Source organism: Nonomuraea sp. B1E8 (genome assembly GCF_039871515.1).
In the GTDB taxonomy this organism is placed as follows: domain Bacteria; phylum Actinomycetota; class Actinomycetes; order Streptosporangiales; family Streptosporangiaceae; genus Nonomuraea.
This window is the reverse complement of sequence record NZ_JBDPLS010000001.1, coordinates 1,175,799-1,194,247: the sequence shown is the minus strand read 5'-3', so window position 1 is coordinate 1,194,247 and position 18,449 is coordinate 1,175,799. Positions and strand designations below refer to the sequence as shown.

The window sequence follows — 18,449 nt, the reverse complement described above, 5'->3', positions numbered from 1 at the left end:
GCGGTGGCTTTGTTGCGCTGCGTCGCTTGTGACATTTGTGAGGCGAAGTGCCAGATGTGTCCTGCGGGGACCCGTTATCCTCACAGGGCTACAGAGGCCCGAACATTGAACTGCGATCGGGTCGTCCATGCGACACGGTGAGGGAAGATGCGTATGCGTACCAAAGTGGCGGCTGTCGTGAGTGCTGGGATGCTCGCAGCCGGGATCATCTCGGCGAGCGCTGCTCCCGCCAGTGCCGCCAGTGCCGCCACCCCCTGTGGAAGCGGCTACAAGCTCGTGGGAACCTACAACATCAGCCAAGGCGGCCAGAAGTACGGTCTCCTTGAGATCCGGTGGAACGCCGGCGCCGGAAAGAACTGTGCGCTGGCCTACGGCTCCGGGTCGAACTACGGCCGATCCGACTATAAGGCGGTGCGGATTCGCTCGTCCAACAAGAGCTCCTGGGCCGACACCGACTGGGGCGACTTCTCGCGGTACGCGGGTCCTGTCTACGTCGCAGCCAAGAACAAGTGCATCGATGTGTCCGCTCACATCGAGGGTAAGTCGGGCAAGAAGGCCTTTGTGTACAAGCGTAACGTCCACTGCGGATGATCTGTGCGGCGCCGCGAGGCGCCGGGCGATGACGTAGTACGCCGGCCGTACCGCACGGTCGTGGACACCGGCTGGGCGCCCGACGATGGGTGTCCAAGCCTGTCCTCAAATATCGCGGCGAGCCCCGGGCGCGTTCCGTGCGGGGGCTCGCAAACCGAACAGCTGAACGCCCGGTCCGCACCCGCGGAGCCGGGCGTTTCTCGTGCCCTGGCCTCGCCGGCTCATCCGGGCCCATGGGGTCCGGCCGTCGCGCAACGGGTGGAGCGACACCCCGGCACCGCCTTCGTGCGGTGCCGATGAGCTGCTGAGAAACATTGCCGCAACCCCTTGACCGTCAAATCCGGACAAACTACCTTCTACTGCATTCTATAGAATCCAGAATGCGGAGGCGGGGATGAGCGGGACGGCGCGCGCGGCGATCGTCATGAGCGCCTCCGGCGCCGTGGAGGTTCGCGAATACGCCCTGCCCGAGCCCGGCCCCGGCGAGTTCCTGCTGGAGGTCGAGCTGTGCGGCATGTGCGGCACCGACGCGCACATCTACCGCGGCCGCCTGGCCAGCATCCGGTTCCCCGCCCTGCTCGGCCACGAGATCGTCGGGCGCTTGGCCGCGCTCGGCGAGGGCGTCACGACCGACCACGCGGGCGAAGCGGTGCGCGTCGGCGACCGCGTCGGCGTCTTCCCGTCCCTGAGCTGCGGCCGGTGCTACGAGTGCACCGTGCGGCGGCGGCCGGGCAGCTGCCCCGAACGCCGCCCCTCGTACGGCTTCGCCTCGCCCGCCGACCGCCCGCCGTACCTCACCGGCGGCTTCGCCACCCACCTGCACGCCTCCAACGCCGGCACCGTCTTCTACCGGACCGACCTGCCCCCGCAGACGGCCGTGCTCCAGGAGCCCCTGTCGGTGGCGCTGCACGGTGTGGAGCGCGCCGGCGTCAGGATCGGCTCGGCCGTGGTCGTCCAGGGCGTCGGCGCGATCGGGCTGATGGCGGTGGTGGCGGCCCGGGCGGCCGGCGCGGCGCGCGTCGTGGCGGTCGGCGGGCCGCCGGCCCGGCTGGCGCTGGCCAGGGCGCTCGGCGCGGACGAGGTGGTCGGCCTCGGCCGCGCGGACGATCCGGCCGCGCGCAGGCGCGCGGTCCTGGACGCGCTCGGCGCGGGCCGCCCGGCCGACGCCGTGATCGGCACGGCCGGCTCGCCCGAGTCGTTCGTCGAGGCCGTCGGGCTGGTGGGCGACGGTGGCGTGCTGGCGGAGGTGGGCAACTTCACCGACCGCGGCGCCGTCCCCTTCAACCCCTACAGCGACCTGCTGAAGCGGGACCTCACGATCGCCGGCGTCTACGGCGCCGGCCCCGACATGCAGCGCCGCTATCACAGCGCGCTCGCCCTCCTGGAGCGCGCGGGCCCGCCCTTCGACCAGCTCGTCAGCCACCGCCTCCCGCTGGCCAGGGCCAGGCAGGCCCTGGAGGCGCTCGGCGGCGGCTACTCCCTCGACGGCAGGGACATCGTGAAGCTCGCGATCGATCCCGCCGCCTGAAATTTCACCCCCGGAACGAACACCCCCGAAGGAGCTGGCACATGCCAAGGAACATCCGGCTGGCCGCGACGGCTTCCGCGCTCGCACTGGCGCTCGCCGCCTGCGGCTCCCCCGCCGAGGAGATCCCGGCCGACGGAGGCGGCCTCGGCAGCGCGGGTGCCCCCGTGTCGATCCGCGTCATCGCCAACGACGCGTTCGCCAAACAGTGGCAGGACCAGCTCGTGCCCGAGTTCAACAAGAAATATCCGAACATCAAGGTCACCGTCGACGGCGTCCCGTACAACGACCAGCTCGCCAAGACGATGCTGGAGCTCACCGGCACGGAGGCCACCTACGACGCGGTGCTGGCTGACGACCCCTGGCTGCCGCAGCTCGCCAAGACCGGGGCGCTCTACGACCTCAAGGGCCCGGAGCTGGCCAAGTGGAACGTTCCTGACTATGACTGGGCGGATTTCAACCCCACGCCGCTGGCGGCCGGGCAGTGGGAGGACAAGCAGTACGCCGTGCCCGTCCGGTCGAACCTGCTGCTCATGTTCTACAACAAGACCCTCTACAAGAAGGCCGGGGTCGAGGAGCCGAGCGCCGAGACGACCTGGGACCAGTATTTCGCGGACGCCGAGAAGCTGGTGCAGGACACCGACGGCGACGGCAAGACCGACGCGTGGGCGGTGGGCACGTACTTCACCAAGGACCCGCTGACCCCCACCATCTGGCAGACCGTGCTCAACTCCGACGGCGGCCGGCTGCTCGACGACAAGATGCGGGTCGCCTTCAACGACGAGACCGGCGTCAAGGCCCTCCAGACGCAGGTGGACCTGCTCAAGTACGCGCCCCCCGGCGCGAGCACCTACCAGTTCAACGAGCCGCTGGAGGCGTTCAGGCAGGGCAAGACGGCCACCATGTTCATGTGGGGCAGCGTCTTCAAGGGCACCGCCGTCGACAAGGACACCACCACGCTCTCGCCCGACGAGGTCGGCATCACGACGATGCCCGCGGGCACGACGGGCGCGGGCGCCCACCGCGGCATCTGGACGGCGGGCATCTCCAAGAAGTCCAAGCACCCGGCCGCCGCCTGGACCTGGCTGCAGTGGGTCACGTCCAAGGAGGGCGAGAAGTTCACCGCCAAGGCCTTCGGCACGTTCCCCGCGCGTAACTCCACGCTCGACGGCACCCCGCCCGCCGCGTGGGCGAAGCCGGTGTACGAAGCGCTCAAGTCGGGCTACGAGGTCGTCAGCAAGGGCCAGATGTGGCGTCCGCGCCTGCCCGAGTCGGACGCCGTGCAGCAGATCCTGGCGCTGCAGACCAGCCGCGCGATGTCCGGCCAGGCCACCTCCCAGCAGGCCGTCCAGCAGGCCGCCCAGGAGATCACCGAGCTGCTGAAGTCCAAGGGCTACGGGCAGTGATCGCCAGACGGGTGCGGCTGGGAGAGCCGGGCACCGCCTGGTTCTTCCTGGCCCCGGCCCTGATGTTGCTGGCCGGCATGCTCCTCTACCCGATCTTCTACACGATCTGGGTCAGCCTGTCGGACTTCGACCTGGCCACGTTCCAGCCGACCGGCTGGGTGGGCTGGCGCAACTACGCGACCGTGCTGAACGACCCCGGTTTCCTGGAGTCGCTCAAGGTCACCGCCGTCTACCTGGTGATCGCGCTGCCGCTGCAGATGGTGCTCGGATTCGCCATCGCGTTCCTGCTCAACGTCGAGTGGCGGGGGCGGGGCGTGCTGCGCGCGTTGTTCCTGGTCCCCATGGTCGTCGCGCCCGTCGTGGCGGGCGGCGTGTGGCGCATGCTGCTCGACCCGCTCTGGGGCGTGGTCAACTACGTGCTCGGGCTCGTGGGCATCGGCCCGGTCGAGTGGATCGGGGACCCGACGCTCGCCATGGCCAGCGTGATCATCATCGACACGTGGCGGTGGACGCCGTTCGTCGTGCTCATCGCCGCGGCCGGCATCATGGCGCTGCCCGGCGACGTGTACGAGGCCGCTCGATCCGACGGCGCCGGCCGCTGGCAGACGCTGCGTCACATCACGTTGCCGCTGCTCGTGCCGGTGATGGCCGCCGCGTTCATCGTGCGCTGGCTGGGCGCGGTGAAGATGTTCGACATCGCGCTGGCCGCCACCAGGGGCGGCCCCGGCAACGCCACGAACGTGCTCAACCTCTACATCTACGAGAAGGGCTTCAGGAGCCTGGAGTTCGGCACGGCCTCCTCGATGGCGACGATCGTGCTGGTGCTGACCCTGCTCCTGACCATGGTCCTGTTCCGCGTCAGCCACCGCCTGGAGAACCGATGGTGAGGTCAACAGCGGGACGCTACGCCGCGATCGCCGGGGCCGTCCTGGTGACGCTGCTCTTCCTGCTCCCCGTCGTCTACATGGTCAGCATCTCGTTCAAGCTGCCGAAGGACATCTTCACGGTCCCGCCGCGCTGGCTGAGCGAGCCGACCCTCGACAACTACGTCAGCTATTTCGAGCAGGCCCGCATCCTGCCCCGCATGATCAACACGGTGATCGTGGCGGCCGGCGCGTCGGCCATCTCGATGGTGGCCGGGTCGATGGCCGCGTACGCGCTGTCGCGCATGAGGATGCGCGGAGCGGGCGTGGTCGGCGGGCTGATCCTGGCCTCCCGCGCGGTGCCGCCCATCGCCCTGGTCGTGCCGTTGTTCCTGGTGGCCAGGAAGCTCGGGCTGACCGACCAGTACATCACCGTGATCCTGGCCTACGTCACCTTCCTGGTGCCGTACGTGGTGTGGCTGATGCGGGCCTTCTTCCGCAGCCTGCCCGCGGAACTGGAGGAGGCGGCGATGATCGACGGCTGCACCCGGTTCGGCGCCTTCTTCCGGATCATCGTGCCCACCAGCATGACCGGGCTGATCTCCACGTTGATCTTCTGCATCATCCTGGCCTGGGAGGAACTGCTGTTCGCGCTGATCCTCACCAACGACAGGGCCGTCACCATCCCGGTCGCGATCGCGGGCATCGCCGCCGACACCGAGAAGGGCGGGCTGTGGGGGCCGCTGGCGGCGGTGGGCGTGCTCACCGTGCTGCCCGTGGTCGTCTTCGCGCTGGCCGTGCAGAAATACCTGATCAAGGGTCTCGCCGACGGCGCGACCAAGGGGTGAAGGGCAGATGAGGATCACAGACGTGCGGGGGCGGGTCATCGAGATGCCCTACCCGAGGCCGTTCGTCCCGTCGTGGGCCCCTGAGGGTGCGCACCGCGCCATGTCGGCGGTCGTCGTCGAGGTCGAGACCGACGAGGGCGTGGTGGGCGTGGCGGGCGGCGACATGGGCCACGGCACCGGGCCGATGATGCTGGAGGCCATCCGCGGCTGGATCAGGCCGCAACTCCTCGGCCTCGACCCGTTCGCGACCACCCACGTGGCCAACCGGCTGAGGTACGTCGCCGAATACGTCTTCCCCCGGCCCTGGGTGGTCGGCGTGGCCGTGTGGGACGCCGTGGGCAAGGCCTGCGGGCAGCCGCTGTACAAGTTGTGGGGCGGGCACTCGGGGGCGGTGCGCGCCTACGCGAGCTTCGGCGAGGTCCGCAGCCCGCAGCAGCGGGCGGAGGACAGCCTGCGCGTGGTCGAGGAGGGCTTCCAGGGGATCAAGCTGCGGGTGCACGCCGCCACCGTCGCCGAGGACGTGGCGCAGGTCGCGGCCGTTCGCGAGGCGGTCGGCCCTGATGTGGCCATCATGGTGGACGCCAACCAGGCGGCCTCCCGCTGGCGGTACGCGCCGGACGGCAGCCGTCTGGTGTGGGACTACGAACGCGCGCTCACGACGGCCAGGGAGCTGGCCGCGCTGGACGTGGCCTGGCTGGAGGAGCCGCTGCCCCGGCACGACTACCGGGCGCTGTGCGAGCTGACCGCCGCCTCGCCGATCCCCATCGCGGGCTGCGAGCACAACCGGGGCATCGGCCAGCTCGTACGCATGCTGGAGGACGGCTGTTTCGACATCTTCCAGCCGGACGCCAACGAGAGCGAGGAGATCGGCGCCCTGCGGGACTTCGGCGCGATGGCGGCGGCCAGGCAGCGGCGGGTGATCCCGCACGCGTGGGCCACGGGGCTGGGCGTGGCCGGCAACCTGCAGCTCTGCGCGTCGCTGCCGAACTGCGACTGGCTGGAGTACCCCTACGATCCGCCGGTGATCGTCCCGGAGGTCTTCCACACGATGCTGACCAAGCCGCTGCTGCCCGACTCCTCCGGTCTGGTAGGCGTTCCGGATGGTCCTGGACTCGGTGTAGAGCTGGACTACGCGGCGATCGAGCCGCTCACCGTCCAGCAGGTCTGAAGGGCTGTCGACATGGCCGAACCGCGTTCCCGCTTTCGTACCAAGGCCGATCTGGCGGCGGAGCACATCAAGCATCTGATCATGACCGGCGAGGCGGCTCCGGGAACGAAGATCATCACCCGGGTGGTGGCGGAGGCCGTCGGCATCAGCGAGACGCCGGTGCGCGAGGCCATCAAGCAGCTCTGCTCGGAAGAGTGGCTGGTGGAGCGGCCGCACGTGGGCGCGGTGGTGGCGGCGTTCACCGTGGAGAACGTACGCGAGCTCTACAGCGTGCGGGCAGCGCTGACGGCGCTCGCGCTGGAACTGAGCGGCGAGCGGCTGACCGGCGCGCGGCTGGCGGAGGTCGACGAGGTGCTCGCCCGCGGCGAGGTGGCCGCCCGTGAGGGCGACGTGGCCGCGTTCGCCGCGCTCAACCGGCGGTTCCACTCGCTGCTGTGCGACACCGAGCACAGCAGGCTGACCCACCGCATGTTGCAGGGGCTCTGGGCGAGGACGGAGACCGCCCAGCGCGGCTTCCGGCTGGTGCCCTGGCGGCTGCCCCGCTCACACGCCGAGCACGTCGCCATCAGGGACGCCCTGGTGGCCGGCGACATCGCGCTGGCCAGCAAGTTACAGCACGCACACGAGAAGGCCGCCATGCAAGCACTGATCGACGGGATGCGGGAGACAGATGGAGACGGCTGACACGAGGCGAGGCGCGCTGATCGGCGGCTCATGGCACGCGGCGCCCGACGGGCGGACGTTCACCGTCCACGACCCCGCCACGGGAGCGGCGATCGCCGAGGTCGCCGACTGCGGACCGGAGCTGGCCGGCCGGGCGGTCGACGCCGCGGCCGCCGCGCTGCCGCTCTGGCGCGCCCTGCCCGCCCACGAGCGGGCCCTCCTCATGCGCCGCGCGGCGGACGAGCTGGCCGGGCGCGCCGAGGCGATCGGCGCGACGATGACCGCCGAGCAGGGCAAGCCGCTCGCCGAGGCCGTCGCCGAGGTACGGTCCGGGGCCGACCACCTGCTCTGGGCCGCGGAGGAGGCCCGCCGCGTCTACGGGCAGACGGTCCCGGGCGCCGCCGAGGGCAACCGCATCTGGCTGATGCCCGAGCCGGTGGGGGTGGTGGCCGGCATCACGCCGTGGAACTTCCCCGTCTCGATGATCACGCGCAAGCTGGGCCCGGCGCTGGCCGCCGGGTGCACGGTGGTGCTCAAGCCCGCCGAGCTGACCCCGCTGTCGGCGATCGCCGCGGCCGAGGCGTTCGCCGCGGCGGGCCTGCCGCCGGGCGTGTTCAACGTCGTGCCGACCTCCGAACCCGCCCGCTTCGCCGAGGTGGTGATGGCCGACCGGCGGGTGCGCAAGGTCTCCTTCACCGGCTCGACCGAGGTCGGCAAGGAGCTCATCAGGCAGAGCGCGGACGACGTCAAGCGGATGAGCGTGGAGCTCGGCGGGCACGCGCCCGTGCTCGTCTTCCCCGACGCCGACCCGGTCGCCGCGGCCACCGCGGTGGCGCGCAGCAAGTTTCTCAACGCCGGGCAGGCGTGCACGTCGCCCAACCGTATCTTCGTGCACCGCCGCGTGGCCGCGGAGTTCACCGCGGCGCTGGTGGGCCACGCCGAGGCCGTCACCCCCGGCGTCGACATGGGCCCGCTCATCGACGCCGCCGCGCTGGCCAAGGTGACCCGGCACGTCGACGACGCGCTGGCGGGCGGGGCCAGGGCGCTGACCGGCGGGCGGCCGCTCGACCGGCCCGGCACGTTCTACCCGCCCACCGTGCTGGCCGGGGTCACCGACGACATGCTCGTGTGCCGGGAGGAGACGTTCGGCCCGGTCGCTCCGGTGATCGAGTTCGAGGACGTCGAGGGCGTGGTGGCCAGGGCGAACGCGACGCCGTACGGGCTGACCGCCTACGTGTGGACGTCCGACCTGACCAGGACCGTGCGCGTGGCCGAGGAGTTGCGGTTCGGCATGGTCACCGTGAACGGCGGGCCGCTGGCCCCGCCCCAGGCACCGTTCGGCGGGGTCAAGAACAGCGGTTACGGGCGCGAGGGCGGCAGCCTCGGCGTGTCCGACTACCTGGACTACAAGTACCTCAGCGTGGGGCTGGGGCGATGACGGGGAGCACCATGCAGACGAGTCCGCACGCTGTCAGCGAACGGGAGATCACCGCGCGGGTCGACCTGTGCCTGCCTGACGGGCGGCTCAACCCGGCGGCCATCGGCTGGAGCCGGGTCCCGCTGCACCGGGCCAACCTCCGCGGCTGGGGCCGGACCATGCGCTGGGACTACTGGTGCGTGACCAGCCCCGGGCAGGTGTTCGCGTTCAGCGCGAGCAGCCTCGACTACCTGGCGGGCGAGTCGGCCTGGTTCCTGGACCGGCGCACCGGCGAGCAGGTCGCCAGCCGGGGCCTGCTCGTGCCCGCGAGGAAGGTCTCCTTCTCCGAGCGTTGCGGGGAGGGCAGCGTGCGGATCGGCGCCGGGCCGGTGCGCATCAGCGTGGACGAGACGGCCGCGGGGACGCGGCTGCGGCTCAAGTCGGCCGAGATGGAGGCGGACGTCCTGGTGCACCGGGTCCCGGACAGGGAGAGCCTGTCTCTGGTCGTGCCGTGGTCGTCGCGGCGCTTCCAGTACACCGTCAAGGACGTCGGCCGGCCCGCCGAGGGCACCGTACGCGTCAACGGCAGGACGTACACGTTCACGACCGGCGACGCGCTGGCCACCCTCGACCTCGGCCGGGGCCGCTGGCCCTCGGACATCCTCTGGAACTGGGGCGCCGCCGCCGGCCGGCCCGGCGGGCGTGACGTGGCCGTGCAGATCGGCGGCAAGTGGACCGACGGCACCGGCAGCGTGGAGAACGCGCTCATCCTGGACGGCCGCGTCCACAAGATCAGCGAGGAGCTGGTCTGGCGGTACGACACCTCCGACTGGCACGCGCCCTGGCGGGTCACAGGCGAGCGGGTGGACCTGGAGTTCGTCCCCGAGCATGTCAGGAAGTCCGACGTGCGCAGGATGGGGTACATGCGCAGCAGGGAGGCGCAGGCGTTCGGCTGCTACCGGGGCACGGTCGTCGCCGACGACGGGGAGATCGTAGACATATCAGACTTGTATGGGTGGGCGGAGGAGGTCTATCGTCGCTGGTGACGCACGAGCCCCTACGCGACCCCTTTTTCCTGGGCTCCGGATTTCGGTAGCCGGGGTTGCTGAGGCATACTGGAGACCCCGCCCGTTGGAGCGAGTTGCTGATGTGCTCGCCACGTCGGGTATTCTCTACGGTGGCCGGTGTTGCTAACCGGCTCAAAGGCGGAGTAGCTCAGTCAGGCAGAGCAAACGGCTCATAATCGTTGTGTCGCCGGTTCAAGTCCGGCCTCCGCTACTGCCCAGTCCCAGGTCGACGGCCTGGGCACGGGTGTGTCCATGTCCCGAACGTAGAAAGGCACTCCCAAGTGGCTGCCACCGACGTTAGGCCGAAGATCACGCTGGCCTGCCAGGAGTGCAAGCACCGCAACTACATCACGCGGAAGAACCGGCGCAACGACCCGGATCGGCTTGAGCTGAAGAAATACTGCCCCAACTGCCGCTGCCACCGCGCGCACCGCGAGACCCGCTAGGTTCGCACCGGGCAGGGGGCCTCGGCCCTCCACACGCTCCATCGCACAGCCGGCGTCCCCTTCGCAGGGCGCCGGTTCGTCGTGTTCGCACCCCGGCAAAATCACGGCCATCTCCCGCGACAGCCGAACGTTGTTCTGTTAGCGTCGCCCTCAGCAGCGCTCGGCTGGAGACATACGAGGAGCCACCGATGGCCTTGAACCGTGACTTCGTGGGCCGGAGCTATCCGCCCAGCGCCCCTTACGAGGTCAGCCGGGTGAAGATCAGGGAGTTCGCCACCGCGATCGGCGACAACAACCCTCTCTACCGCGACAAAGAGGCCGCGCAGGCCGCCGGCTACCCCGATGTGATCGCGCCGCCGACGTTCCCGATCGTCTTCAGCCTGCAGAGCGGTGGCGAGGCGCTCGCCGATCCCGGCCTGGGGCTCAACTTCGCCATGGTGGTCCACGGCGAGCAGCGCTTCGAGTACGTACGTCCCGTCATCGCCGGCGACGAGCTGGTCACGACCGCGACGATCACCGACATCCGCACCGCCGGCAGCAACGAACTGCTGACCGTGCGCAGCGACGTGACGACCGTCGAGGGCGAGCCCGTCTGCGTCACCTACAACACGATCGTCGAGCGCGGAGGGGCCGCCTGATGACCGCCACGGTGAAGTACGACCAGGTCGAGGTCGGCCAGGAGATCGAGGCCGTCGACTACCACGTGCGCCGCTCCAACCTGGTCATGTACGCCGGGGCCTCCGGCGACTTCAACCAGATCCACTGGAACGAGCGGTTCGCCAAGATGGTCGGGCTGCCCGACGTGATCGCGCACGGGATGTACACGATGGCGCAGGCCGGCCGGTTCGTCACCGACTGGGCGGGAGATCCCGGGGCGGTGGTCGACTACGGCGTGCGGTTCTCGTCGATGGTGGTCGTGCCCGATGACGACCAGGGCGCCACGATCACGGTCAGCGGCGTGATCGAGGAGAAGCTCGAGGACAAGCGGGTGGTCGTCGGGCTCGTCGCCAGGTCGGGCGAGGCACAGGTGTTGTCCAAGGCGCGTGCGGTGGTGCAGTTGGCCTGAACCCCGGCGGGCCAGGATGATAAGTCGGCCCGCTTTCGGGTACTCCGTGACGGTATGTCTGAAGCCGCGCGAGAAGTCTGGCCCACGGTCCGATCGATCCCCGTCTCCGCCGTCACCGACGCCAAACCCCCTGGCCACCTCCGGCCCCCGCGCATCGAGGACGTGGCGGGCACCTCGGGCTCCGGCCGCGACACCGCAGGCGGTCCGGGCACCGGCGCGACGGCGACCGGTGTCGGCACGGCCGGGACCAAGTCGCGTGGCACGCACGCACGCCAGAACCCCGCCGCCGAGCTGGGCTTCTCCGGCGACCCCGGCCAGCACGGCGACGACGAAGGCGACGGCATGCTGCACGCCCAGCGCACCTGGGACGCCTCGCTGGCCACCAGCCGCCTCGACGACCTGGGCGTCAACACCGAGCGGCAGCGCGTCGAGACCGCGGACGTCACCACGAGCGTCGGCCTGCTCGTGGACGGCTGGCCCGAGGACGTGCAGCGGTGCGTGCAGTCGCTGATCGACCACACGAGGGTTCGCGTGCTCGCCCTCGACCTGGGCAACGTCGACGGCGCCGGCAACGTGCTGGACGACCTGGCCCGCCGCCGGCCCGACCGGATCGCCACCTGGCACGTCGCCGAGCGGCCCCACTGGCGCGGCGGCACCGCCACCTGGGGCGAGAGCCGGGCCAAGCTGCTGCGGCTCGACACGTCCGAGGTCCACGTACTGATGGAGACGACCACCGTGCTGCGCGGCGACGCGCTGACGCCGCTGGTCGCGGCCATCGTCGAAGGGGCCGTCGCGGCCGGCTGGTGGGGCGCGGAACCGCTCGGCGACGGCCGGAACTGGCGCGAGGCGGGGCCGGGCCGGGTGCGGGCGCTCACCGGAGACCTCATGGCGGTACGCCGGTCGGCGGCGCTCGGAGCGCTGCCCGAGGGCGCCCGCCACGGCACGAACGCCGACCTGGAACTCTCGCTCGCCCTGCACGGCACCCTGGTCGTGCCCCGCGACCGGCCGCCCGTGGAGCGCCTCGGCCGGCACGACGTGCCCGGCGACTATCTGGAGCGGGAGTCGCGGCGCAACTATGACGGGGTGCTCCGCCTCCTGCACGCCTCCGCCTGACGGTTCTGCGGGCGGGCCTGGCGGGAGTCCCGCTGCGGCCCGTGTCCTGGCGGAAACCGTGCCGCCAGCGGCGGTCCGGTGGGCGGATTGCCCGTTAGTAAGCTGTGGGCTCATGGAGATGCTCGCGCCGTACACCACGTTGGGCCTGGGCGGGCCCGCCCGCGATTTCGCCGAGGCGTCCACGGCGGAGCAACTCGTCTCCCTGGTGGCCGAGGCCGACAGGAACGCCGTGCCCACCCTGGTGCTCGGCGGGGGCAGCAACGTCGTGGTGGCCGACGAAGGTTTCGACGGGCTGGTCATCAAGGTCGCCACCCGGGGCGTGACCGTTTCGCGCGACGGCGAGCAGGTGCTGGTCACCGTCGAGGCGGGCGAAGACTGGGACCCGCTGGTGGCCCGCGCCGTGGCAGAGGGCTGGTCGGGCCTCGAGTGCATGTCCGGGATCCCCGGGCTGGTCGGCTCGACCCCCATCCAGAACGTCGGCGCGTACGGCCAGGAGGTCGCCCAGACCATCAGGTGCGTGCGCGCCTACGACCGGCGCACCCGGCAGGTGGTCGACCTGGAGGCGCGGCAGTGCGGTTTCTCCTACCGCGACAGCGTCTTCAAGCGGGATCTGGCGCGGCACGTGGTGCTCGCGGTGACGTACGCGCTGGACGTCTCCGAGGCGTCCGGCCCGCTGGCGTACGCGGAACTGGCCGGCCGGCTGCGGGCCGAGCCGGGGAGCCGGGTGCCGCTCGCCCGGGCGCGTGAGGCGGTCCTGGAGCTGCGGCGGGGCAAGGGCATGGTGCTCGACCCGGGCGACCCCGACACGCGCAGCGCCGGGTCCTTCTTCACCAACCCGGTCCTGACGGCCGAGCAGGCGGAAGCGCTGGCGGTGCGCGCACCCGGCCATCCGCGGTGGGACATGCCCGACGGCTCGGTCAAGGTGCCCGCCGCCTGGCTGATCGAGCAGGCCGGCTTTCCGAAGGGTTACGAGCTCGGGCGCGTACGCATCTCGACCAAGCACACGCTGGCCCTCACCAACCCCACGGGGAGCGCCACCACCGCCGACCTGCTGGCGCTGGCCAGGCAGGTGCGCGACGGGGTGCGGGAGAAGTTCGGGGTCACGCTGGTCAACGAGCCGGTGCTGGTCGGCTGCACCCTCGGGGAATAGCGGCCCGATCCGGTCTGTTATGGTGTGTCGGAATTACCGAAGGGGAGTAGTCCCAATCGTGTGATCGACACACTGGCGCTTCACCGCGCCCGGTCACACGGGCCTCAGACGGGCGGACGAGACCTTCGGCCTGGCAGCATGCGACAAGTCGCTGCCGGGCCGAAGCCGTGCCCGCGTCTCCCCGGGTTCTCGCTTCCGGCCCGGTCGCGCGGAAGAGGACCGTTGGAAGCGTTCTGGATCAGTCTCGGCGTCATCTTCGTGGCCGAGCTCGGCGACAAGAGCCAGCTGATGGCGATGACGTTCGCGACCCGTTTCAAGATGTGGCCCGTGCTCCTGGGCATCACGATCGCCACGACCGTCGTGCACCTGCTCAGCGTCGCCGTGGGCGGCCTGATCGGCGACGCCCTGCCGACGACGGCCATCTCCGTGGTGGCCGGGCTGGCCTTCCTCGGGTTCGCGGTGTGGACGTTGCGCGGTGACGAGCTGACCGAGGACGAGGCGCAGAAAGCCCGGCGCACCACCAGGAACGCCCTGATCGCGGTGACGGTGGCGTTCTTCCTGAGCGAGCTGGGCGACAAGACGATGCTGGCCACGATCACGCTGGCGACGCAGCACGGCTGGGTCGGCACCTGGATCGGCTCGACGGTCGGCATGGTGGCGGCGGACGCGCTGGCCATCGTCGTGGGGCGGCTGATGGGCAGGCACCTGCCCGAGAAGGTCATCAGGTACGGCGCCGCCGCGGCGTTCGCGGTGTTCGGCGTTGTTCTCCTGGTCGAGCCGCTGCTCTGAGGCTGTCGTGTCCCTGGCCCAGCCGCCCTTTGAAGGCGTGTCCCTGGCCTGAGTCGCCCCTTGAAGCCGTGTCCCTGGCCGCGCCGCCCAGGAAGGCTACGGCGCCAGCAGCGACCGCCGGTGGGCCGCCGCGGCCGCCTCGCCCCGGGTGGTCACGCCCAGCTTGGCCAGGATGTTGGACACGTGCACGCTCACCGTTTTCGCCGAGATGAACAGCTCGGCCGCGATGTCCCGGTTGGTGCGGCCCTGGGTGACCAGGCGCAGCACCTCCAGCTCGCGCGGCGTCAGCAGCTCCGACTGCTCCTGCCCCTGCGAGAGCCCGCCCACCCGGCGGAACAGCGTCTCGATCTCCTCGACGAGCGGCGTCGCGCGCAGCGCCTCGGCCAGCGGCAGCGCCGTCTTCAGCCGCGCGGCCGCCCCCTCGCGGTCGCCGCCGCGCGCCACCACGGCGGCCGCCTGCAGCAGCGCCATGGCCTGGTTGTGCGGGCGCTGGAGCCGCTCCCAGGCCGCCGCCGCGGCGTCGAACTCGCCCCAGTACGACAGCCGGTACGCCTCCACGACGGGCCCGATGACCGACAACTCGGCCGCGACCTCGGCGGCCTGCCGGCGCACGGCCGCGACCCCCTCGGCCGCGGCGGCTTCGGCGGCGTCGCAGACCGTGCGCAGCAGGGCGAGCAGCCGCCAGCCGAGCATGGCCTTGCTCGACTGCTGGGGACGTGACAGCACCCCCTCGGCCACGCCCAGGGCGGCGCCCGGCTCGCCCTTGGCGAGGTGCCAGCGCATGAGCAGGCGGGCGTTGTTGGTGATGTCCTGGACGAACTCCTCCGGGCGCTGCTTCAGCAGGCCGATCTCCGACAGGATGCCCTCGACCAGTTCCAGCTCGCCCCTGGCCAGCGCGATGTCGGCGCGCACCCGCAGCAGGGCGTACCGGGTGCGCAGGACGGGCCCGTGGCCGAGCGCGGTTTCGACGACCTCGATGGCTTCGTCCCAGCGGCCGAGCGCCTCCAGCACCTCGGCCCGGTTGTTCAGGATGAACAGGCCGCTGCCACGCAGCCTGCCGTACTGCTTGGCGAGCCGCCAGCCGTCCTCCGCCATGCGCTGGGCATCGTCGTCGCGGCCCATGTCCATCAGGGCGTCGATGTTGTTGCCCATGGCCCTGGTGATGATGCGGCCGGCGTTCGCCGCCCTGCCGAGCTCCAGGGCCTGCTCGTTGACCATGATCGTGGACTCCAGCTCGCCGTTGAGCGAGTGGCCGAGCGCCAGGTTCATCAGCAGGTCGGCTTCGAGGCTGCGTTCGTCGTGCTCCCTGACCAGCCGCAGGCCGTCGGCGATCAGCTCGCCCGCCTCGATGATCGCGCCTCTCAGCATGAGGTGGCGGCTCAGCGGCGTGACGACCTCGGCCCAGTCGAGGCTGTTCTCGGGGACGAGCCGCAGCGCGTGCCTGAGGTCGTCGATGACCCCAGGGTGTCCTTTGGAGTTCTTGATGCCGGCCCGCCGCACGATCAGCTGGGCCACCCGCGCCGGCTCCGCGGCCTCGTCCAGGTCGCACAGCGCGCCCTTGACGAACTTGAGTGCCGCGTCGACGTCGCCGCCGGCGTTGGCGGCCTCGGAGGCCCGTTCCAGCACGGCGGTGTGGTCGGCGCCGATGAGCTCGCCCGCGCCGGGCACGCGGTCCCACAACATGAGGACGCGTTCGAGCAGGGGGACGGCCTCGGTGTAGGCGTACGCCTTGAACGACTTCTGCGCCGCCTCCCAGGCGGAGATCAGCGCCCACTGGTCGTTGCGGGCGCCGTACCAGTGGTGGGCCAGCTCGACGGCGGCGCGGCCGGGCGGGACCAGCCTGCGGTCCTTGGAGATCTCCTCGGCGTACCTGGCGTGCAGCCGCTGGTGCTCGCCGGGCAGCAGCTCGTCGTGGACGGCCTCGCGGATCAGGGAGTGGCGGAAGACGTAGGCGCGGTTGTCGGCGATCTGCAGCACGTTGCCCGCGATCGCGGGGCGCAGCGCGGTCTCCAGCTCGATGTCGGACAGGCTGCTCACGGCGGCCAGCAGCGCGTGGCTGACCCTGGTGCCGCCGGCCGCGGCGACGCGGAGCACGCGCTGGGTCTCCTCGGGCAGGCGTTCGACGGCGCTGAGGATGAGGTCCTGCATGGAGTCGGGGACCGTGCAGTCCTCGCCGCCGTCCAGCAGGGCCTCGACGAACAGCGGGATGCCCTCGCTGCTCTCGTAGACCTTCTGCACCTTGGCGTACTGGGGGACCTCGCCGAGGATGCCGGTCATCTGCTGGGCGACCTCGTCCCTCGACAGGCGGGGCAGGTCGAGCCGGTGCACGCCGTTGACCCTGCCCAGCTCGGCCAGCACGGGCCTGAGCGGGTGCTGGCGGTGCAGGTCGTCGGAGCGGTAGGTCATGACGATGAGGACCTGCGGCGTGTGCAGGTTGCGGCTGAGGAAGGCGATGAGGTCGCGGCTGGACCTGTCGGCCCAGTGGATGTCCTCGATGACGAGGATGGTGGGACGGCCGGCCGCGAGGCGTTCGAGCAGGGTGAGGAACTGCTCGAAGAGCCTCGCGCGGCCGGCGTCGGTCTCGCCGTCGCCGTTGAACTCCCCGAACTCGGGCAGCAACCGGGCGAGGTCGCGTTCGGCGCCGTCGGGGAGCAGCCCGGTCACCGTGCCGGGCCCGCGCTCCCTGACGAGTTGCCGGAGCGCGGCGGTGAAGGGCGCGTAGGCCAGGCCCTCCGTGGACAGCTCGACGCAGCCGCCGTACAGCACGTGCGCGCCTCCGGCGGCGCAGTGCTCGGCGAAGCGGTGGACGAGCCGGGTCTTGCCGACCCCGGCCTCGCCGCCGATGAGGACGGCCGTCACCGTGCCCTTGAGCGCCTCGTCGAACGTCTCGGAGAGGGCCTTCAGCTCCTCCTGCCGCCCGACGAAGACGGGACTGACCGATCGTCCCCGCATGTCATCCAGCATGTCATGCCTTATCGGTTGCTTTCGACGTCTTTACGCTCGTTCATGGGGGTACGTAGGCCCGGCCACGAGGGAGGATGTGGCCGGGCACTCGTGGGGCGGTCATGAGGAACGGCGCTTGCCGAAGATCGACCGGCGCCCGGCCTTGTTCGCCCGCTGCGCCTCGCGTACGCGCCGGTGCTCGGCGGCCGTCCTGCGCAGCTCGCTGGCGTGGTTCTTCATGAGCTCGTACTCGATCTCGGGATTCACGGTGTCTCCTGCTTTTTCGTGCTTCTTCCTGACACCTTTAAGACTCGTGCTAAGGCCCCGCACCCCACATCGGGTGGATGCCTTATCTCTGGTGCGCGGACCCGCCAGGCGTACCTAGGACCTGGGGCACGATCGCCCTAAGGTGGTCTGGTTTGGAGCTGGAGGCCCTGGTCGGCGATGCTGTGATGGTGTCAACTGTGACTACCTCGCTCACGGACGTCGCTTCGTCCGACACCGCGTTGCGAGCATTCCTGCACGGCCTGCCCGGTGTCGACCGGGTCGGCGCGGACCAGCGGGCGGCCATGCTGGGCACCCGTTCGATCAAGACCACGGCCAAGGCGCAGGCCATCGACCTGGCCATCTCGATGGTCGACCTGACCACCCTGGAAGGGGCCGACACGGCCGGCAAGGTGCGCGCGATGTGCACCAAGGCCGTGCGGCCCGGCGGCGACGCGCCCAAGGTGGCGGCCGTCTGCGTCTATCCCGACCTCGTCCCGGTCGCGGTCGGGGCGCTCGGCGGCGCCGGGGTCAAGGTCGCCTCGGTGGCGACCGCGTTCCCGAGCGGCCGCTCCCCGCTCGAGGTCAAGGTCGGCGAGACCGCGGCCGCGGTGGCGGCGGGCGCCGACGAGATCGACATGGTGATCGACCGCGGGGCGTTCCTGTCCGGCCGCTACATGAAGGTGTACGAAGAGATCGTCGCGGTGAAGGCGGCCTGCGGGGCGGCCCACCTGAAGGTGATCCTGGAGACCGGAGAGCTGGCCACCTACGACAACGTCCGGCGGGCGTCCTGGCTGGCGATGCTGGCCGGCGCCGACTTCATCAAGACCTCGACGGGCAAGGTGTCGCCGGCGGCGACCCCGCCGGTGACGCTGATCATGCTGGAGGCGGTGCGCGACTTCCGCGACGCGACCGGCCGCCAGGTGGGGGTCAAGCCGGCCGGCGGCATCCGCACCACCAAAGACGCCATCAAGAACCTGGTGCTGGTCAACGAGACGGCCGGCGACGACTGGCTGACGCCGGAGTGGTTCAGGCTGGGCGCGTCGTCGCTCCTCAACGACCTGCTCATGCAGCGCCAGAAGCTGGCCACCGGCCGCTACGCCGGCCCCGACTACTTCACCCTGGACTGA

General features: G+C 70.9%; 18 protein-coding genes and 1 tRNA gene. 17 read left to right on the top strand and 2 right to left on the bottom strand.

Annotated features, from left to right (window positions below; all coding sequences use genetic code 11):
- Positions 1-153 precede the first annotated feature (153 nt).
- The 16 genes from ABGA98_RS05685 (at position 154) to ABGA98_RS05610 (ending at position 14,112) form a co-directional block, all read left to right on the top strand.
- The gene (locus tag ABGA98_RS05685; protein ID WP_347617079.1) at positions 154-591 is read left to right on the top strand and encodes a hypothetical protein; all 438 of its coding nucleotides are present in this window, start codon (positions 154-156) and stop codon (positions 589-591) included.
- A gap of 394 nt (positions 592-985) precedes the next feature.
- Positions 986-2,119, top strand: coding sequence for an alcohol dehydrogenase catalytic domain-containing protein (locus ABGA98_RS05680; RefSeq protein WP_347617078.1), 1,134 nt, complete (start codon positions 986-988; stop codon positions 2,117-2,119).
- 41 nt (positions 2,120-2,160) lie between these two features.
- The gene (locus ABGA98_RS05675) at positions 2,161-3,522 is read left to right on the top strand and encodes a sugar ABC transporter substrate-binding protein (protein WP_347617077.1); all 1,362 of its coding nucleotides are present in this window, start codon (positions 2,161-2,163) and stop codon (positions 3,520-3,522) included.
- Positions 3,519-4,409: a sugar ABC transporter permease gene (locus ABGA98_RS05670; RefSeq protein WP_347617076.1), complete on the top strand. Its 891-nt coding sequence runs from the start codon at positions 3,519-3,521 to the stop codon at positions 4,407-4,409. Before ABGA98_RS05675 ends, ABGA98_RS05670 begins: the two co-directional genes overlap by 4 nt.
- Positions 4,403-5,233 (top strand): carbohydrate ABC transporter permease, encoded by an 831-nt coding sequence (locus ABGA98_RS05665; protein ID WP_347617075.1) that lies wholly within the window; start codon positions 4,403-4,405, stop codon positions 5,231-5,233. Before ABGA98_RS05670 ends, ABGA98_RS05665 begins: the two co-directional genes overlap by 7 nt.
- 7 nt (positions 5,234-5,240) lie before the next feature.
- Entirely contained in the window at positions 5,241-6,401 is a 1,161-nt protein-coding gene (locus ABGA98_RS05660) for a mandelate racemase/muconate lactonizing enzyme family protein (protein ID WP_347617074.1), read from the top strand.
- Positions 6,402-6,413: 12 nt separating this feature from the next.
- Positions 6,414-7,085, top strand: coding sequence for a GntR family transcriptional regulator (locus tag ABGA98_RS05655; RefSeq protein WP_347617073.1), 672 nt, complete (start codon positions 6,414-6,416; stop codon positions 7,083-7,085).
- Positions 7,072-8,502 carry an NAD-dependent succinate-semialdehyde dehydrogenase gene (locus tag ABGA98_RS05650; protein ID WP_347617072.1) on the top strand — a complete coding sequence of 477 codons (1,431 nt, stop codon included), beginning with the start codon at positions 7,072-7,074 and terminating at the stop codon, positions 8,500-8,502. The genes ABGA98_RS05655 and ABGA98_RS05650 overlap by 14 nt, the downstream gene beginning before the upstream one ends.
- An 11-nt stretch (positions 8,503-8,513) precedes the next feature.
- Positions 8,514-9,527 carry a DUF2804 domain-containing protein gene (locus ABGA98_RS05645; RefSeq protein ID WP_347617071.1) on the top strand — a complete coding sequence of 338 codons (1,014 nt, stop codon included), beginning with the start codon at positions 8,514-8,516 and terminating at the stop codon, positions 9,525-9,527.
- Positions 9,528-9,685: 158 nt separating this feature from the next.
- A tRNA-Met gene (locus tag ABGA98_RS05640) sits at positions 9,686-9,759 on the top strand.
- Positions 9,760-9,829: 70 nt separating this feature from the next.
- Positions 9,830-9,994, top strand: a complete 165-nt coding sequence (rpmG, locus tag ABGA98_RS05635) for a 50S ribosomal protein L33 (RefSeq protein ID WP_019632658.1) — start codon at positions 9,830-9,832, stop codon at positions 9,992-9,994.
- Positions 9,995-10,182: 188 nt separating this feature from the next.
- Entirely contained in the window at positions 10,183-10,632 is a 450-nt protein-coding gene (locus tag ABGA98_RS05630) for a MaoC family dehydratase N-terminal domain-containing protein (RefSeq protein WP_132593008.1), read from the top strand.
- Positions 10,632-11,060: a MaoC family dehydratase gene (locus tag ABGA98_RS05625; protein WP_347617070.1), complete on the top strand. Its 429-nt coding sequence runs from the start codon at positions 10,632-10,634 to the stop codon at positions 11,058-11,060. The genes ABGA98_RS05630 and ABGA98_RS05625 overlap by 1 nt, the downstream gene beginning before the upstream one ends.
- 54 nt (positions 11,061-11,114) lie before the next feature.
- Positions 11,115-12,173, top strand: a complete 1,059-nt coding sequence (locus ABGA98_RS05620; protein ID WP_347617069.1) for a hypothetical protein — start codon at positions 11,115-11,117, stop codon at positions 12,171-12,173.
- A gap of 112 nt (positions 12,174-12,285) precedes the next feature.
- A complete protein-coding gene (locus ABGA98_RS05615; RefSeq protein ID WP_347617068.1) occupies positions 12,286-13,323 on the top strand; it encodes a UDP-N-acetylmuramate dehydrogenase in 1,038 nt (345 codons plus the stop codon).
- A 222-nt stretch (positions 13,324-13,545) separates the two neighbouring features.
- Complete coding sequence (locus tag ABGA98_RS05610; protein ID WP_347617067.1) at positions 13,546-14,112, top strand: TMEM165/GDT1 family protein; 567 nt, start codon at positions 13,546-13,548, stop codon at positions 14,110-14,112.
- A gap of 96 nt (positions 14,113-14,208) precedes the next feature.
- On the opposite strand, the gene ABGA98_RS05605 is transcribed toward ABGA98_RS05610, so the two are convergent.
- Both ABGA98_RS05605 and ABGA98_RS05600 read right to left on the bottom strand, forming a co-directional pair.
- Positions 14,209-17,064, bottom strand: a complete 2,856-nt coding sequence (locus ABGA98_RS05605; protein WP_347617066.1) for an AAA family ATPase — start codon at positions 17,062-17,064, stop codon at positions 14,209-14,211.
- 111 nt (positions 17,065-17,175) lie between these two features.
- Complete coding sequence (locus tag ABGA98_RS05600; RefSeq protein ID WP_347617065.1) at positions 17,176-17,322, bottom strand: hypothetical protein; 147 nt, start codon at positions 17,320-17,322, stop codon at positions 17,176-17,178.
- Between the two features lie 197 nt (positions 17,323-17,519).
- Between ABGA98_RS05600 and deoC the strand changes: the two genes are divergently transcribed.
- Positions 17,520-18,449 carry a deoxyribose-phosphate aldolase gene (deoC, locus tag ABGA98_RS05595; protein WP_347617064.1) on the top strand — a complete coding sequence of 310 codons (930 nt, stop codon included), beginning with the start codon at positions 17,520-17,522 and terminating at the stop codon, positions 18,447-18,449.

Excerpts from the sequence above, each read along its gene's own strand:
- ABGA98_RS05685 (WP_347617079.1), top strand. The coding sequence starts at position 154 with ATGCGTACCAAAGTGGCGGCTGTCGTGAGTGCTGGGATGCTCGCAGCC.
- ABGA98_RS05680 (WP_347617078.1), top strand. The coding sequence starts at position 986 with ATGAGCGGGACGGCGCGCGCGGCGATCGTCATGAGCGCCTCCGGCGCC.
- ABGA98_RS05675 (WP_347617077.1), top strand. The coding sequence starts at position 2,161 with ATGCCAAGGAACATCCGGCTGGCCGCGACGGCTTCCGCGCTCGCACTG.
- ABGA98_RS05665 (WP_347617075.1), top strand. The coding sequence starts at position 4,403 with ATGGTGAGGTCAACAGCGGGACGCTACGCCGCGATCGCCGGGGCCGTC.
- ABGA98_RS05660 (WP_347617074.1), top strand. The coding sequence starts at position 5,241 with ATGAGGATCACAGACGTGCGGGGGCGGGTCATCGAGATGCCCTACCCG.
- ABGA98_RS05655 (WP_347617073.1), top strand. The coding sequence starts at position 6,414 with ATGGCCGAACCGCGTTCCCGCTTTCGTACCAAGGCCGATCTGGCGGCG.
- ABGA98_RS05650 (WP_347617072.1), top strand. The coding sequence starts at position 7,072 with ATGGAGACGGCTGACACGAGGCGAGGCGCGCTGATCGGCGGCTCATGG.
- ABGA98_RS05645 (WP_347617071.1), top strand. The coding sequence starts at position 8,514 with ATGCAGACGAGTCCGCACGCTGTCAGCGAACGGGAGATCACCGCGCGG.
- ABGA98_RS05630 (WP_132593008.1), top strand. The coding sequence starts at position 10,183 with ATGGCCTTGAACCGTGACTTCGTGGGCCGGAGCTATCCGCCCAGCGCC.
- ABGA98_RS05625 (WP_347617070.1), top strand. The coding sequence starts at position 10,632 with ATGACCGCCACGGTGAAGTACGACCAGGTCGAGGTCGGCCAGGAGATC.
- ABGA98_RS05620 (WP_347617069.1), top strand. The coding sequence starts at position 11,115 with ATGTCTGAAGCCGCGCGAGAAGTCTGGCCCACGGTCCGATCGATCCCC.
- ABGA98_RS05615 (WP_347617068.1), top strand. The coding sequence starts at position 12,286 with ATGGAGATGCTCGCGCCGTACACCACGTTGGGCCTGGGCGGGCCCGCC.
- ABGA98_RS05605 (WP_347617066.1), bottom strand. The coding sequence starts at position 17,064 with ATGCGGGGACGATCGGTCAGTCCCGTCTTCGTCGGGCGGCAGGAGGAG.